The organism is Rhodococcus sp. ACS1 (assembly GCF_002300155.1).
Lineage (GTDB): Bacteria > Actinomycetota > Actinomycetes > Mycobacteriales > Mycobacteriaceae > Rhodococcus_F > Rhodococcus_F koreensis.
In genome coordinates this window covers 1517232-1531108 of sequence record NZ_NSDZ01000001.1, presented here as the reverse complement: position 1 = coordinate 1531108, position 13877 = coordinate 1517232, and the positions used below count along the sequence as shown (strand labels likewise).

The 13877-nt window shown below is 67.9% G+C and carries 13 protein-coding genes and 1 pseudogene; 8 read left to right on the top strand and 6 right to left on the bottom strand.

The window, feature by feature from the left end; all coding sequences use genetic code 11:
- Positions 1-23: 23 nt before the first annotated feature.
- Entirely contained in the window at positions 24-545 is a 522-nt protein-coding gene (locus CJ179_RS07205) for a DUF1003 domain-containing protein (RefSeq protein WP_072949607.1), read from the bottom strand.
- Entirely contained in the window at positions 542-1813 is a 1272-nt protein-coding gene (locus CJ179_RS07200) for a magnesium transporter MgtE N-terminal domain-containing protein (RefSeq protein WP_072949604.1), read from the bottom strand. The genes CJ179_RS07205 and CJ179_RS07200 overlap by 4 nt, the downstream gene beginning before the upstream one ends.
- Before the next feature lie 71 nt (positions 1814-1884).
- Between CJ179_RS07200 and CJ179_RS07195 the strand changes: the two genes are divergently transcribed.
- From CJ179_RS07195 to CJ179_RS07170, 6 genes are all read left to right on the top strand, one after another.
- On the top strand, positions 1885-2847 hold the full coding sequence (locus CJ179_RS07195; protein ID WP_072949602.1) for a CoA ester lyase: 963 nt from the start codon (positions 1885-1887) through the stop codon (positions 2845-2847).
- Between the two features lie 67 nt (positions 2848-2914).
- Positions 2915-3406, top strand: a complete 492-nt coding sequence (locus CJ179_RS07190; protein WP_015889781.1) for a general stress protein — start codon at positions 2915-2917, stop codon at positions 3404-3406.
- Positions 3407-3655: 249 nt separating this feature from the next.
- Entirely contained in the window at positions 3656-5020 is a 1365-nt protein-coding gene (locus tag CJ179_RS07185) for an ABC transporter substrate-binding protein (protein ID WP_179377530.1), read from the top strand.
- A complete protein-coding gene (locus CJ179_RS07180) occupies positions 5017-5964 on the top strand; it encodes a carbohydrate ABC transporter permease (protein WP_072949600.1) in 948 nt (315 codons plus the stop codon). Before CJ179_RS07185 ends, CJ179_RS07180 begins: the two co-directional genes overlap by 4 nt.
- Positions 5965-5966: 2 nt before the next feature.
- Positions 5967-6803, top strand: coding sequence for a carbohydrate ABC transporter permease (locus CJ179_RS07175; protein ID WP_072949597.1), 837 nt, complete (start codon positions 5967-5969; stop codon positions 6801-6803).
- Between the two features lie 4 nt (positions 6804-6807).
- A complete protein-coding gene (locus CJ179_RS07170) occupies positions 6808-7977 on the top strand; it encodes an ABC transporter ATP-binding protein (protein ID WP_072949595.1) in 1170 nt (389 codons plus the stop codon).
- Here the strand turns inward: CJ179_RS07170 and CJ179_RS07165 are convergent.
- Positions 7967-9487 (bottom strand): MFS transporter, encoded by a 1521-nt coding sequence (locus tag CJ179_RS07165; protein WP_095860989.1) that lies wholly within the window; start codon positions 9485-9487, stop codon positions 7967-7969. The genes CJ179_RS07170 and CJ179_RS07165 overlap by 11 nt on opposite strands.
- Before the next feature lie 91 nt (positions 9488-9578).
- Here CJ179_RS07165 and CJ179_RS07160 point away from each other — a divergent pair, with 91 nt between their 5' ends.
- Positions 9579-10736 carry a winged helix DNA-binding domain-containing protein gene (locus CJ179_RS07160; RefSeq protein ID WP_257015358.1) on the top strand — a complete coding sequence of 386 codons (1158 nt, stop codon included), beginning with the start codon at positions 9579-9581 and terminating at the stop codon, positions 10734-10736.
- On the opposite strand, the pseudogene tnpA reads toward CJ179_RS07160, so the two are convergent.
- Positions 10672-11060 (bottom strand): annotated as a pseudogene (tnpA, locus tag CJ179_RS07155) (IS200/IS605 family transposase); the annotation flags it as partial. The gene CJ179_RS07160 and the pseudogene tnpA sit on opposite strands and share 65 nt — an antisense overlap.
- Positions 11061-11083: 23 nt before the next feature.
- Here tnpA and CJ179_RS07150 point away from each other — a divergent pair.
- Positions 11084-12322 carry an RNA-guided endonuclease TnpB family protein gene (locus CJ179_RS07150; protein WP_095861083.1) on the top strand — a complete coding sequence of 413 codons (1239 nt, stop codon included), beginning with the start codon at positions 11084-11086 and terminating at the stop codon, positions 12320-12322.
- On the opposite strand, the gene CJ179_RS07145 is transcribed toward CJ179_RS07150, so the two are convergent.
- Together CJ179_RS07145 and CJ179_RS07140 are read right to left on the bottom strand one after the other, a co-directional pair.
- The gene (locus tag CJ179_RS07145; protein WP_072948291.1) at positions 12309-13190 is read right to left on the bottom strand and encodes a chromosome partitioning protein ParB; all 882 of its coding nucleotides are present in this window, start codon (positions 13188-13190) and stop codon (positions 12309-12311) included. The two genes, CJ179_RS07150 and CJ179_RS07145, sit on opposite strands and share 14 nt — an antisense overlap.
- Positions 13180-13875, bottom strand: a complete 696-nt coding sequence (locus tag CJ179_RS07140) for a metallophosphoesterase (RefSeq protein ID WP_015889788.1) — start codon at positions 13873-13875, stop codon at positions 13180-13182. Before CJ179_RS07140 ends, CJ179_RS07145 begins: the two co-directional genes overlap by 11 nt.
- Between the last annotated feature and the right edge of the window lie 2 nt (positions 13876-13877).

Here is a 13877-nt window from a genome sequence, read left to right as displayed (position 1 = left end):
GAGTTTGGGGGGATTCGCCGGCGTCACTTCCGCCGGGTGCGCGTGTCTTCCTCGTCGGCCAGCAGCGTCCTGATCTCGTCGAGTTCGCGCCGCAGGTAATCGCGGGTGGCCACCTCGCCGATCGCGATGCGCAGCGCGGCCAGTTCCCGGGCGAGGAATTCGGTGTCCGCTTTCGTCTGCTCGGCGCGGGAGCGGTCCTCCTCGAGGGAGACGCGGTCGCGGTTCTCCTGGCGGTTCTGTGCCAGCAGGATGAGCGGCGCCGCGTAGGCGGCCTGGGTGGAGAATGCCAGGTTGAGGAGGATGAACGGGTAGGGATCCCACTGCAGGCGGACGGCGAAGACATTGATGATGATCCAGACGATCACGATCACCGTCTGGATCATCAGGTAGCGGCCCGTGCCGAGGAACCGGGCGAAGTTCTCGCTGGCCCGGCCGACGGCCTCCACGTCATACGTGACCCGGAAGCGGCGGGTGCCGCGCGGGGTGTCGAGTCGCTGCCGGTCGGACAGGCTCCGGGCGGCTGCGCTGGGCGACTTCTCGCTCATCCGTCGATCTCCTCTTCACGCCAGTCCTCGGGGAGGAGGTGGTCCAGGACGTCGTCGACGGTGACCGCGCCGATCAGATGGTCCTCGTCGTCGACGACGGGCCCGCACACCAGGTTGTACGTCGCGAAGTAGCGCGTCACCGACGTCAGGGAGTCCTCGGGTGCCAGCCGCGGCATGTCGGTGTCGAGTAGTCCGCCGACCAGGCTCGCGGGCGGCTCGCGCAGCAGTTTCTGCAGGTGGACGCATCCCAGGTAGCGGCCGGTCGGTGTCGCAGTCGGTGGGCGGACGACGAACACCATGCTCGCGAGGGCGGGGGTGACGTCCGAGATCCGGGCCCGGGCCAGTGCCTCGGCGACCGTCGTCGACGCGGTGAGGACCACCGGCTCGGGAGTCATCAGTCCGCCCGCGGTGTCGGGCGAGTGCTCGAGCAGGCGGCGGACCGGCTCGGAGTCCTGCGGATCCATCAGCTGCAGCAGCGATTCGGCCTCGGTTTCGGGAAGCTCACCGAGGAGGTCGGCGGCGTCGTCGGGGTCCATGGCCTCGAGGACGTCGGCGGCCCGCTCCACCTCGAGGTGCATGAGCAGATCCGTCTGGTCATCGGCGGGCAGTTCCTGGACGACGTCGGCGAGGCGCTCGTCGTCGAGTGCGAGGGCGAGTTCGTGGCGGCGTTTCTCCGGCAGGAGACGCATCGCGTTCGCGACGTCGGCGGCGCGCATCCCCTCGAACTGCGTGAGCAGGGCCGAGACGCCCTGGCCGGGCATCGCCAGGTCGGTCTGCGTGAGGCCCTGGACGTGCTGCCACCCGACGACGTGCATGGCGGCCCGACGGCCGAGCCTGCCGCGGTGCCCGCGCACCGCCACCTTCGACACCACCCAGTCCCGGGTGCGGGTCTGCTCGATACCCAGGTCGACGACGATGATGTCGGCGTCCCGCAGTTCCTCGAGTTCCGGGTCGTCCACGCGCACGTGGGAATCCGCAACCTGAGCGAGGGCCAGGACCTCGCCGGGCCGTTGCTGGAATCGGCGGAGACTGACGTTGCCCGTCGTGAGGGTCACCGAGCTGGGTTCGATCGCGGTGACGCGGAGCATCGGGACGAAGATGCGTTTGCGCGTGAACAATTCGATGACCAGCCCGAGCACGCGCGGCTGCTGCCTGCCGACGCGGGCGGTGATCACCACGTCCCGGACGCGGCCGATCGACTCCCCGTCGGGGCCGAGTACCACCAGGCCGGCCAGCCTGGCTGCAAAAACCTTGTTCGCAGCTGCCATGATTGCCAGGCTAGATCGTTGTACAGAGATACAGGGAATCGAACACCTGCGAAAGTGGAGGATCGTCCGTCATGAGTTCCGTCTACAGGCCACGGCGATCTGTTCTCGCCGTTCCGGGCAGCAGCCGCAAGATGATCGACAAGGCGAAGGGGCTGCCCGCCGACGAGATCTTCCTCGATCTCGAGGACGCGGTGGCACCGCTCGCCAAGCAGGAAGCCCGCGGCACCATCGGCGACGCGCTCGCCGAGGACGGGTGGGGTGAGCAGATCAAGGTGGTCCGGGTCAACGACTGGACCACCGAGTGGACGTACGCCGACGTCGTCGAGGTCGTGGGGCGGGCGGGTGCCCACCTCGACGCGATCCTGCTGCCGAAAGTGCCGGACGCCAGCCATGTTCAGGCCCTGGACCTGCTGCTGACCCAGGTGGAGAAGGCCAACGGGCTCGAGGTGGGCCGGATCGGCATCGAACCGCAGATCGAGAACGCGATCGGGCTCACCAACATCAACGCGATCGCGACGGCGAGCCCGCGCGTGCAGACACTGGTGTTCGGTCCCGCCGACTTCATGGCGAGCATCAACATGCGCACGCTGGTCGTCGGGGAGCAGCCGGACGGCTACGACCGCGGCGACGCCTACCACCACATTCTGATGACCATCCTGATGGCGGCCCGCGCGCACGGGGTCCAGGCCATCGACGGCCCCTACCTCCAGATCCGCGACGTGGAGGCGTTCCGGCGGTCGGCGCAGCGCACGGCCGCGCTCGGCTTCGACGGCAAGTGGGTGCTGCATCCCACCCAGATCGAGGCGGCGAACGACGTGTTCAGTCCCCGCCAGGACGATTACGACCGGGCCGAACTGATCCTGGACGCCTACGAGTTCCACACGTCCGCGGCGGGCGGCGGTCGCGGTGCCGTGATGCTCGGCGACGAAATGATCGACGAGGCGAGTCGCAAGATGGCGCTCGTGATCTCCGCCAAGGGGCGCGCCGCGGGTATGAAACGGACCACCGAGTTCGTGCGACCCGACGCGAACTAGTCTCGGCAGGCAGAATGGTTCTCACAGGACAGATCCTGCGGTAACCACACGAGGAGACCAGCTGACGATGACGAATCCACTCGGACAGTCCAACGGGGCGCGGCGTGGGGCTCTGCCGGAACCCCCCACGGGCTGGCCCATCGGTTCGTATCCCACCTACGCGGAGGCGCAGCGCGCCGTCGACTACCTCTCCGATCAGGAGTTCTCGGTGGAGGACGTCACCATCGTGGGGGTCAACCTCATGCAGGTGGAGCGGGTGCTGGGCCGCCTCACCTGGGCGAAAGTGATTGGCGGGGGCATCGTTTCGGGCGCGTGGCTCGGTGTGTTCTTCGGTCTGCTGCTGGGCATCGTCACGGGCGGTTTCCTGGCGCCGCTCGTCGTCGGCATCGTCGGCGGCATCATCTTCGGGCTGATCTCCACGACGATCCCGTACGCGGCGACGCGGGGCACCCGGGATTTCGCGTCGACCATGCAGCTGGTCGCCGGGCGGTACGACGTGCTGTGCGAGCCGAAGTCGGCGGAGACGGCCAGGGACATGCTGGCCAAGCTGGCGCTCTGATCGGCGAGACCACGTCGATCGGCGGGTTGCGGTCGGGTCACGGATTGCGTCCTATTCGCGACGTTCGCCGTGATTTCACCCGGTTCGCCGGTGATGTCGGATAGGTTTACGGCGCAATGCGTGGGCCCCGGCCCTCGCCGAAACCGTGACCTGTCGGTGGAGCGCGTGTTCCGGCAGGAACCAATGTGCGGGCCCGCGTGCCCAGCCGTACCGCGACTGGATCCGTGAGGGCCGCTCGAGGAGGCGGCTGTGCTGCATCGCACCAAGCCCGGACGCTCGCTGAAGTGGGGACTGATCGGTGCGGCCACCGTCCTCACCGTTCCCCTGCTGGCCGCGTGCGGGTCGTCCGAAGACGGCATCGTCCTCAGTTTCTACACCGCCGCCGACGGTGCCGAACAGTACGCGGAGGCCGCGGCCAACTGCACGGCCGCAGCGGGCGGCCGGTACACCATCGAGCAACGCACGCTGCCGAAGGGCGCGGACGATCAACGCCTCCAGCTGGCCCGCCGGCTCACCGGCAACGACACGTCACTCGACATCATGACGCTCGACGTGGTGTGGACTGCCGAGTTCGCCGAGGCGGGCTGGGCGCTGCCGCTCCCACCCGGCATCGCGGCCGAGGTCACCGAGGGCACGCTCGAAGGCCCGCTCGAATCGGCCAAGTGGCAGGACCAGCTGTACGCCGCACCGCTGAACACCAACACCCAGTTGCTCTGGTACCGCAAGGACCTCATGCCGGACGGGCAGCCGCCGCAGACGTGGAATCAGATGATCGACATCGCGGAGGGGCTCGCCGCGGAGGGCCGCCCCAGCTGGATCGGGGTGCAGGGCAAGCAGTACGAGGGCCTGATGGTGTGGTTCAACACCCTGCTCGCGAGTGCGGGCGGGTCCGTCGTCGCCGACGACGGGACCACCGTGACGGTCGCGGACGGTGACGCCGCCCTGCAGGCGCTCGAGGTCATGAAGCGGGTCGCCACCGCGAAGGGTGCCGACCCGTCGGTTTCCCAGGGCGACGAGGCGTCGTCCCGGCTCGGGATGGAGAGCGGAAAGGCCGCGTTCGAGGTCAATTGGCCGTTCGTGTTGCCGGGCATGATCGAAAACGCCGAGAAGGGCGACCTCCCGTTCATCGACGACAAGGGCAACCCGACGTCCGTGGACACCGGCAACACGGTGCTCACGGTCGACGGTCAGCAGAACTTCCTGCCTGCGCCGTACCCGTCGGTGATCCCCGGCCGGCCCGCCGAGGTGACGATCGGCGGATTCAACGTCGCGGTCGCGAAGACGAGCCAGCACCCGGACCTGGCGTTCGAGGCGGTGTCCTGCCTGCGGAACGAGGAGAACCAGCGCAACAACGCCGTCAACGGCGGTGTGCCGCCGACGCTGGCGAGCCTGTACGACGACCCGGCGTTCCAGGAGGCGTACCCCGCGTGGCGTGAGGTGCGGGAGAGCCTCGACACCGCGTCCGTCCGCCCGGTGTCTCCGGCGTACCAGAGCATTTCGACCCTGATCACCGCCACGTTGAATCCGGTCGGTGACATCGACCCGCCGCGGACCGTCGACGAACTCGCCGAACAGGTCCGCAAGGCGGTCAACTCGGAAGGGCTGATCCCGTGACGACCGAAACCGTGCAGGCGGACCGGGGCGAGGAGCCGAAAGTCGCCTCCAAGGGCCAGATCTCGGAGGGGAAGCGGGCCGAACGCCGGCTGGGGTTGTGGTTGGTGGCCCCCGCCGCGATCCTCATGATCGCGGTGACGGCCTATCCCGTCGTGTACGCGGTGTGGCTGAGCCTGCAGCGCTACGACCTCCGTTTCCCCGACGAACGCAAGTTCGTCGGACTCGCCAACTACGTGTCGGTGCTGACGGACGGGTACTGGTGGCAGGCGTTCTGGGTGACGGTGGGCATCACCGTCGTGTCGGTGGTGATCGAGTTCGTCCTGGGCCTGATCCTGGCGCTCGTGATGCACCGGACGCTGGTGGGGAAGGGCCTCGTCCGGACGGTGGTGCTGATTCCGTACGGCATCGTCACCGTCGCCGCCGCGTACAGCTGGTACTACGCGTGGACGCCGGGAACCGGGTATCTCGCGAACCTGCTGCCCGACGGCAGCGCCCCGTTGACCGAGCAGATCCCGTCGCTCGCGATCATCGTGCTCGCCGAGGTGTGGAAGACGACGCCGTTCATGGCGCTGCTGCTGCTCGCCGGGCTCGCCCTCGTTCCCGACGACCTCCTCAAGGCCGCGCAGGTCGACGGCGCCGGGGCGTGGACGCGGCTGGTGCGGATCATCCTGCCTCTGATGAAACCCGCGATCCTCGTGGCGCTGCTGTTCCGCACGCTCGACGCGTTCCGGATCTTCGACAACATCTACGTTCTCACCAAGGGCGCCAACGACACCGGGTCGCTGTCGATCCTCGGTTACGACAACCTGTTCAAGGCGTTCAACCTCGGTATCGGCTCGGCGATCAGCGTCCTCATCTTCCTGTGCGTCGCGCTGCTCGCGTTCGTGTTCATCAAGCTCTTCGGCGCGTCGGCTCCCGGGGCCGACACGGAAGGAAACCGATAACCATGGCCGTCGTCGACACTCCTCGCCGCAAGATCAGCTGGTCCGTGGTCAACCTGCTGGTCCTGCTGTACGCGCTGGTCCCGGTGCTGTGGATCGCCAGCCTGTCGTTCAAACCCGCGGGAACGATCAAGGACGGCAAGTTCATTCCGCAGAAGTGGACCCTCGACAACTACCGCGGCATCTTCGAGACCAACGCGTTCACCAGCGCGCTGATCAACTCCATCGGCATCGGTCTCATCTCCACGGTGATCGCCGTCGTCATCGGCACCATGGCCGCCTACGCCATTGCCCGCCTCGACTTCCCGGGAAAGAAACTGCTGGTCGGGGTGGCGCTGCTGATCGCGATGTTCCCGCAGATCTCCCTCGTGAGCCCGCTGTTCGACATCGAGCGCAGGCTCGGGCTGTTCGACACCTGGGCGGGGCTGATCCTGCCGTACATCACGTTCGCGCTTCCGCTGGCCATCTACACGCTGTCCGCCTTCTTCAAGGAGATCCCGTGGGAGCTGGAGAAGGCGGCCAAGATGGACGGCGCCACCCCGGCGCAGGCATTCCGGAAGGTGGTGGCACCACTGGCGGCGCCGGGCATCGTGACCGCCGCGATCCTGGTCTTCATCTTCTGCTGGAACGATCTGCTGTTCGCGATCTCGCTGACCTCGACGGAACGGTCCATCACCGCGCCTGCCGCGATCGCGAACTTCACCGGCGCCTCCCAGTTCGAGGAGCCGACGGGCTCGATCGCCGCGGCCGCGATGGTGATCACGATCCCGATCATCATCTTCGTGCTGTTCTTCCAACGACGCATCGTGGCCGGCCTGACCTCCGGCGCAGTGAAGGGATAATTTTGTGGCCGAAATCGTGCTCGACAAGGTGACGAAGCTGTACCCGGACGGCGCCAAGGCGGTGAGCGACGTCGACATCACGATCGCCGACGGCGAATTCATCATCCTGGTCGGGCCGTCCGGTTGCGGAAAGTCGACCACTCTCAACATGATCGCCGGGTTGGAGGACATCTCGTCCGGTGAGCTGCGGATCGCGGGGGAGCGGGTCAACGAGAAGGCGCCGAAGGACCGCGACATCGCCATGGTGTTCCAGTCGTACGCGCTGTACCCGCACATGACGGTGCGGCAGAACATCGCGTTCCCGCTCACCCTGGCGAAGATGTCGAAGTCGGACATCGCGGCGAAGGTGGACGACGCCGCCAAGATCCTCGACCTCACCCAGCACCTCGACCGCAAACCCGCCAATCTGTCGGGCGGTCAGCGGCAGCGGGTCGCGATGGGCCGGGCCATCGTCCGCAGCCCCAAGGCGTTCCTGATGGACGAGCCGCTGTCGAACCTCGACGCCAAACTCCGCGTCCAGATGCGCACCGAGATCGCCCGGCTGCAACAGCGACTCGGCACCACCACGGTCTACGTCACGCACGATCAGACCGAGGCGATGACGCTCGGCGACCGGGTGGTGGTGCTGCGCGGCGGCGTGGTTCAGCAGATCGGGGCGCCGCAGGATCTGTACGACCACCCGAACAACCTGTTCGTCGCGGGTTTCATCGGCTCGCCGTCGATGAACTTCTTCCCGGGACAGCTCACCGCCGACGGGGTGTCGACGCCGCTCGGCGAGTTCGGGCTGCCCCCGGAGACGCGCGACAAGATCGGGTCGTCGAACACGGCGAAGGACGTCGTCGTCGGGATCCGTCCCGAGCACTTCGAGGACGTGGCGCTCGTCGACGAGGGACAGCGGGCGGCCGGTGCCACGTTCACGGCCAACGTCGAGGTGCTCGAGTCGATGGGTTCGGACAAGTACGCCTATTTCACGGCCGAGGGTCCGCAGGTGACGTCCCGGGAACTCGAGGAACTCGCCGCCGACTCGGGTACCGCGGTCGCGGGCGGCGGGCAGCTGGTCGCCCGGTTGTCGACCGAATCGTCCGCGGCGCACGGCAGGCCGGTGGAACTGTGGTTCGACCGGGCGAAGATCGCCCTGTTCGATCAGGACTCGGGGGCGAACCTCACCCTCTGACCGGGGCGTGGCGCTCACCCGAACCGCGGGTGTTCGCCCCGCCGAGGCCGCCGACCGTGCCCCACTCGGCCGCGAGGGCGGTCGCGTGGACCTCGTCCTCCTCCTCATCGGACGGGGTGCGGGTGGTGCGGGTGATCCCGAAGAACGGCAGCAGTCCGGCGAGGGCGGCGGCGGTCGCACCGACGACGAACGCGATCACGTACGCCGATTCGGTCGGGACGTCGGTCCCGGGGAGGGTGATCCCGGCGAGCAGGGTCGCGAGCAGCGCGCTGGCGACCGAGCTGCCCACGGACCGGGCGATCGAGTTGATGCTGTTCGCGACGCCGGTCTCGTCCTGCCGGACCTCGGCCACGAGCAGCGACGGCAGCGACGCGTAGGCGAGGCTGATGTACGTGTTGATCAGCACGATCGCCGCAATGACTTCCCACGTGCGGTCGTGGGCGAAGACGAACACGACGAAACCGCTCACCCCGACGACGCTCGCGGCGATCAGGACGGCGCGGGAACCGAAGCGGTGGATCAGTCTTCCGCTCAGGATCGACGCGAGGACGCCGCTGATCGCGCCCGGCAGCAGATATACGGTGCTGGCCTCGAGGACGGTGGCCCCGAAGCCGTACCCGGCGACCGCGCGCGGCGTCTGGACGAAGTACGAGCTGCCCAGGAACATCACGAACATCGACATGCCCACCACCAGGGCGGACAGATGGGTGACCAGAACGGGTGGGTTGGTCAGCAGCCGAGGCGCGACGAGTGGATCGGTGATCCGGCGTTCGAAGAGGAACCAGCCGATCAGAACCAGGATCCCGGCGACTCCGCTGGCGATTGTGACGGGCGACGTCCAGCCCCAGGTGCCGCCCTCGGCGAGCGGGAGCAGGACGAGGACCAGGCCGGCGGCGAGACCGACAGCGCCGACCCAGTCGATGGAACCCGTGCCTGCGCGGGGGCGGCGGGGGATGGCGATCCAGGCGAGGACGAGTCCCGCCGCGGTGATGGCCGAGGACAGCCAGAAGACGCGGTGGAAGTCGGCGCCGTCGGAGACCAGCACACCGGTGAGGACGATGCCGAAACATCCGCCGAAACCGAGAGTGCCGGAGAAGATCCCCATCGCCCCGGTCAGCCTCTCGGCCGGAAGTTCGTCGCGCAGCACCGCGATGCCGATGGGGAACAGCGCGAACGACACACCCTGGAGCACACGGGCGAAGATCAGCACCCCCACGGACGTCGACACCGCACCGATCAGGGAGCCGAGCAGCACGACCATGAGCACCCCGAGCAGGACGGGTCGTTTGCCGCGGAGGTCGGCGAGGCGGCCGAGGACGGGTGTCGCGGTGGCGGCTGCGAGGAGGTTCGCGGTGAGGAGCCAGCCGACGGCGGTGGGGCCGACGTCGAGTTGCGCGCCGATGGTCCCGACGATCGGTACCACCAGTGTCTGCAGAACGGCGACAATCATCACGACGAAGCACATGACGGGCAGGAGAGCCCTGGCGGCGGTTGTCGGTCCGGCGGCCATGGGGGTCCTCCTGCAGGGGTCGGTGAACGGGCGTACACCAATACGGTACTGGGGCTAACTAACGAAGGGGTGCACGGTGGGGTCTGAACGCATGTCGAATCGAGCGCTGGGCCGGGCGACGCTGGCCAGGCAATCGCTGCTGAGCCGTTCGGAACTGTCCCCGCTCGACATGATCGAGCACCTCTGCGGACTGCAGGCGCAGGCGCCGGCCTCGCCGTACTTCGCGCTGTGGGCGCGGCTCAGGCGGTTTCGCGCCGAGTCGCTGTCGGATCTCGTCGAGAACCGCGCGGTGGTGCGGATCGTCGCGATGCGCGGGACGGTGTTCGCGTTGTCCGCGCCCGACGCCCTCTCGTTCCGTCCGCTGGCGCAACCGCTGCTCGACCGGGACCTCCACACGAACACGCAGCACCGGTCGAGTCTCGACGGAATCGACCTCGACGCGCTCGCGGCCGCGGGACGCGAACTGGTGCGCGAGAAACCCCGCACCCAGTCGCAGATGCGGTCGCTGCTCGAGCAGCGGTTCCCCGGGCGTGACGGTGCCGCGCTCGCCCACGGGGTGCGGGGACTGGTCCCGATGGTCCAGGTGCCGCCGCGCGGGCTGTGGGGCAGGTCGGGGCAGCCGGCGCTGGCGACGCTGGAGTCGTGGGTGGGCCGCCCGCTCTCCGCCGCGCCGTCCATCGACACGATGCTCCTTCGCTACCTCGCCGCGTTCGGCCCGGCGAGCGCGCGGGACGCCCAGGCCTGGTCGGGGCTGACCCGGCTCGGCGAGGTCCTGGACCGGCTGCGGCCCGGGCTCCGGGTGTTCGCGGGGGAGTCGGGGCCGGAACTGTTCGACCTTCCCGACGCGCCCCGGCCGGACCCGAACACCCCTGCGTCTGTCCGCATCCTCGCGCCGTTCGACAACGTGCTGCTCTCGCACGCGGACCGCGGGCGCCTCGTCGACGACGACGTGCGGAAGAAGATCTTCACGCAGAACGGCATCGTCAAACCGGCCGTGCTCGTGAACGGCAGGGTCGCGGCGTTCACCACGACGGTGGTCGAGAAGTCCCGTGCGGTACTCGACGTGGAGCCGCTGGCGACGATCGCGAAGACGCACCGCACCGCGATCGAGGCGGAGGGCAGGCGACTGCTGAAGTTCGCTCACCCCGAGGCGACCGAACGCGCCGTGCGGTTCACCGGATTAATCAGAGGAAGCGTGGCCCTTCAGGGCCGGGAGGAAGCTGATTCTGTACTGCGCGATCGCGCGTAGCGGGGTCGCTTTCTTTCGTGGGTTCGGGTCGTTGTTGGTTGGTGATGTACTCGGCGACGATGGCGAGTGGGGCTCCGCCTGCGGAGGCGGCGAAATAGGACGGTGACCAGAAGTGATTGCCCCACAGGTATTTCCGGATGTGGTCGGGGAACTCTTGGCGCAGGTATCGAGCGGAGACGCCCTTGAGGCTGTTGACCAGGGTGGAGAGTTGCACGGTAGGTGGGTAGTGGATCAATAGGTGGACGTGGTCGGTGTCTCCGGTGAACTCGGTCAACGTGCGCCGAACTTGTCACACACCTCTGCCATGATCTGCTCGCATCGGGTCGGTGAACGGAAAGGCGCAGGGTGTGAAGCGGATCGTTGTCGTGAAGCTGGCTCCCACCCCGGAGCAGTATGTGGCGCTGAAATCGACACTGGAGTTGTGCAATGCGGGGGCGAACATGGTTGCGCAGCTCGCGCACACCGCCGCTGATCGGCGCCCGTTCGCGCTGCAAAAGCGGGTCTATGCCCAGCTCAAGGCGTGCGGGTTGTCGGCGCAACCGGCGATCCGGGTCATCAAGAAGGTGGCGGATGCGTACGCGACCCGGACAGCGAACCTGCTTAACGGGAATTACGGCACGCCGGGATCGACACGGTATGCGAAGGTGGCGGGTAAGGCGGTCGTGTTCCGTCAGGACGCGGGCCAACCGTTCGACGATCGGTGCTTGTCGTGGCAGATCGATCGATCGACGGTGTCGATCTGGACGAGCGCGGGCCGGATGCGCAACGTCGGATTCGTGTGCGCGCCGTGGCAGCTGACAATGCTCGCCGACCGCACAGGCGAGTCGGATCTGATTTTCCGGGACGGATGTTTCTACCTGCATGCAATCGTCGACACCGGCGCACCGCAGCAGCTGGTCCCCGCCGACGACCCCGCCGGGTGGCTGGGTGTGGACTTGGGGATCGTGAACCTGGCTGTGACCACCGCAGACGACCCGGCCGAACTCGACGTCCGGTGGTCCGGTGGTGCGGTCACCGCCCGCCGGAAAAAGAACGGAACCATCCGGTCCGCGCTGCAGAAGGTGGGGACCAGGTCCGCGAAGCGGAAACTGAAGAAACGGCGGAGGAAGGAGACTCGGTACGCCACCGACATCAATCATCAACTCTCGAAAAGGATTGTTGCCCAGGCGCAACGCACCGGTCAAGGAATCGCGGTAGAAGACCTGTCGGGAATCCGGGACCGGGTACGGCTCGCACGCAGACAACGGCAACAATTGCACTCCTGGGCATACGCGCAACTGCGCGACCAGATCACCGATGAGGCGCACGCGGCAGGGGTGCCGGTGCAGGTGATCAACCCTCGCAATACCAGTAAGACGTGCCACCTCTGCGGGCACTGCGACACCGCGAACAGGCACAGTCAAGCACTGTTCCGGTGCCGCGGCTGCGGATGGACCGGTCACGCGGACCATAACGCCGCCGCCAACATTGCCGCACTCGGGCACGACAACTACCGGGCCGCCCAATCAACCGTGCCTAAAGCAGCCACCCCTCTCACAGCCAGTGAGAACGTGAGCAGCAAACCCGCGTCCTTCAGGACCGGGTAGTTGATGAGCTAGCCGGTTTGTGCCTCCGCGGTGCGAGGTGGCTGAGCTCGGCGATGATCTCGTCGTTCCAGACATGCCGGCGCACGAGGCGGTACCGCTCGCGTGCCACCCACAGGTAGGCCTCGGCGTCGGTGTGGTCGGGCAGCATCCCGGCCGCCCGCAGCATCCGCACCACCGGCAGGTACTCCTCACCGAACCAGCGCCGGGCCACGGTCTCACGGCTGAGGAATTCACCCATCTCCTGCATGAGCCGGAACCCCCAGGCCTCGACGCTCTGGCTGATCTCGGCGTACTCCCACGGATCGGTGACGACCACGGCCGCCCGCTGTGGCCCGCTCAACGGCACCCGCGTGAGGAACAGCCGGCGGTGGTCCTTGATGACCAGGTCGCCGCGCTGCGCGATTCCGTCCGGGGAGATCTTCGTCTGGATCTCGGTGACGTAGGCGTCGATCGTGCTCCAATGCATCGCGTACGCGATGGAGACGCGGTGGTGGCCGTCGCTGACGAAGTGCATCGACCCGATCCGGTACACCTGGATCGGTGGCACCGATTCGCCCCGGCGCTGCGCGGCCGCCAGCCGCTGCCAGCGCTCGCGCACCCGGGTGGACGTGGGCCGGAAGAACCGGTCGAAGTCGCGCGTGCGGTCGACGCTGCCGACGATGGAGTTGACGGGGATCACCTGCAGGCCGAGCGACCGTTCCCCGACCCGGCCGACGGCCGCGACCACCTCGTCGAACGGCAGGATCTCGTTGACGTCGTCCGGTTCGCGGCGCAGCCAGCTGACCAGGCGCGACAATTCGGCGCGACGACGCTGGCGGGTGAAGTCGTTCTCGGCGTCGGCGGCGGGGAACCCGGTGTCACGTGCCATGCCGGCGCCTGACGATGCTCGGTTCGGCGCCCGGCGACAACTCCATCAGGGTGAATCCCACCGTGTTGATGACCGTCGTCGCACCGAGCGTGCGGTCCTCGGCCGCCCGGCCATACGGGTGGACGTGCCCGTGGATCATGACGCGGGCCTGCAACCTGCCCGCCAGGTTCTCGAAGCATTCGAAACCCCGGTGCGGCGGATCCTCCTGGTCGCCGACTCCCCGCGGTGGGCTGTGCGTGAGCAGCACGTCGACGCCGGACACCCCGGAGCGGCGCGCGTGCCACGCGCTCGTCAGCGCCAGGTTGCGCGCCCGCCGCCGCTGCTGCCGCTCGGTCCACTGATTGGGGCCGTCGTTGTAGCGGATGGATCCGCCGAGGCCGGCGATGCGCAGGCCCGCGATCCGCACGATCCGGCCGTCCGCGTTGACCGCACCGCACGGGCCCGGCCACGCCGAGGGCAGTCCCGCCCGCATCCACCCGACCCGTCCCGCGGAATAGCCGGACAGGTCGGCGTCGTGGTTGCCCGGCACGAAGACACACGGCGCGTCGAGGGCGTCGATCAGGTATTCCAGATAGTCGAACGGGAGGTCGCCCGCACCGAGGATCAGGTCGACGTCCATGGCGCGCACCTGCGAACTCCACAGCGACTCGATCGTCTCGTCGGACACTGCGAGTACCGAGACCATGC

Bases quoted from the DNA above. Each gene is read 5' to 3' on its own strand.
- CJ179_RS07175 (WP_072949597.1), top strand. From the start codon at position 5,967: ATGGCCGTCGTCGACACTCCTCGCCGCAAGATCAGCTGGTCCGTGGTC.
- CJ179_RS07145 (WP_072948291.1), bottom strand. From the start codon at position 13,190: ATGGCACGTGACACCGGGTTCCCCGCCGCCGACGCCGAGAACGACTTC.
- CJ179_RS07205 (WP_072949607.1), bottom strand. From the start codon at position 545: ATGAGCGAGAAGTCGCCCAGCGCAGCCGCCCGGAGCCTGTCCGACCGG.
- CJ179_RS07160 (WP_257015358.1), top strand. From the start codon at position 9,579: ATGTCGAATCGAGCGCTGGGCCGGGCGACGCTGGCCAGGCAATCGCTG.
- CJ179_RS07195 (WP_072949602.1), top strand. From the start codon at position 1,885: ATGAGTTCCGTCTACAGGCCACGGCGATCTGTTCTCGCCGTTCCGGGC.
- CJ179_RS07165 (WP_095860989.1), bottom strand. From the start codon at position 9,487: ATGGCCGCCGGACCGACAACCGCCGCCAGGGCTCTCCTGCCCGTCATG.
- CJ179_RS07140 (WP_015889788.1), bottom strand. From the start codon at position 13,875: ATGGTCTCGGTACTCGCAGTGTCCGACGAGACGATCGAGTCGCTGTGG.
- CJ179_RS07200 (WP_072949604.1), bottom strand. From the start codon at position 1,813: ATGGCAGCTGCGAACAAGGTTTTTGCAGCCAGGCTGGCCGGCCTGGTG.
- CJ179_RS07190 (WP_015889781.1), top strand. From the start codon at position 2,915: ATGACGAATCCACTCGGACAGTCCAACGGGGCGCGGCGTGGGGCTCTG.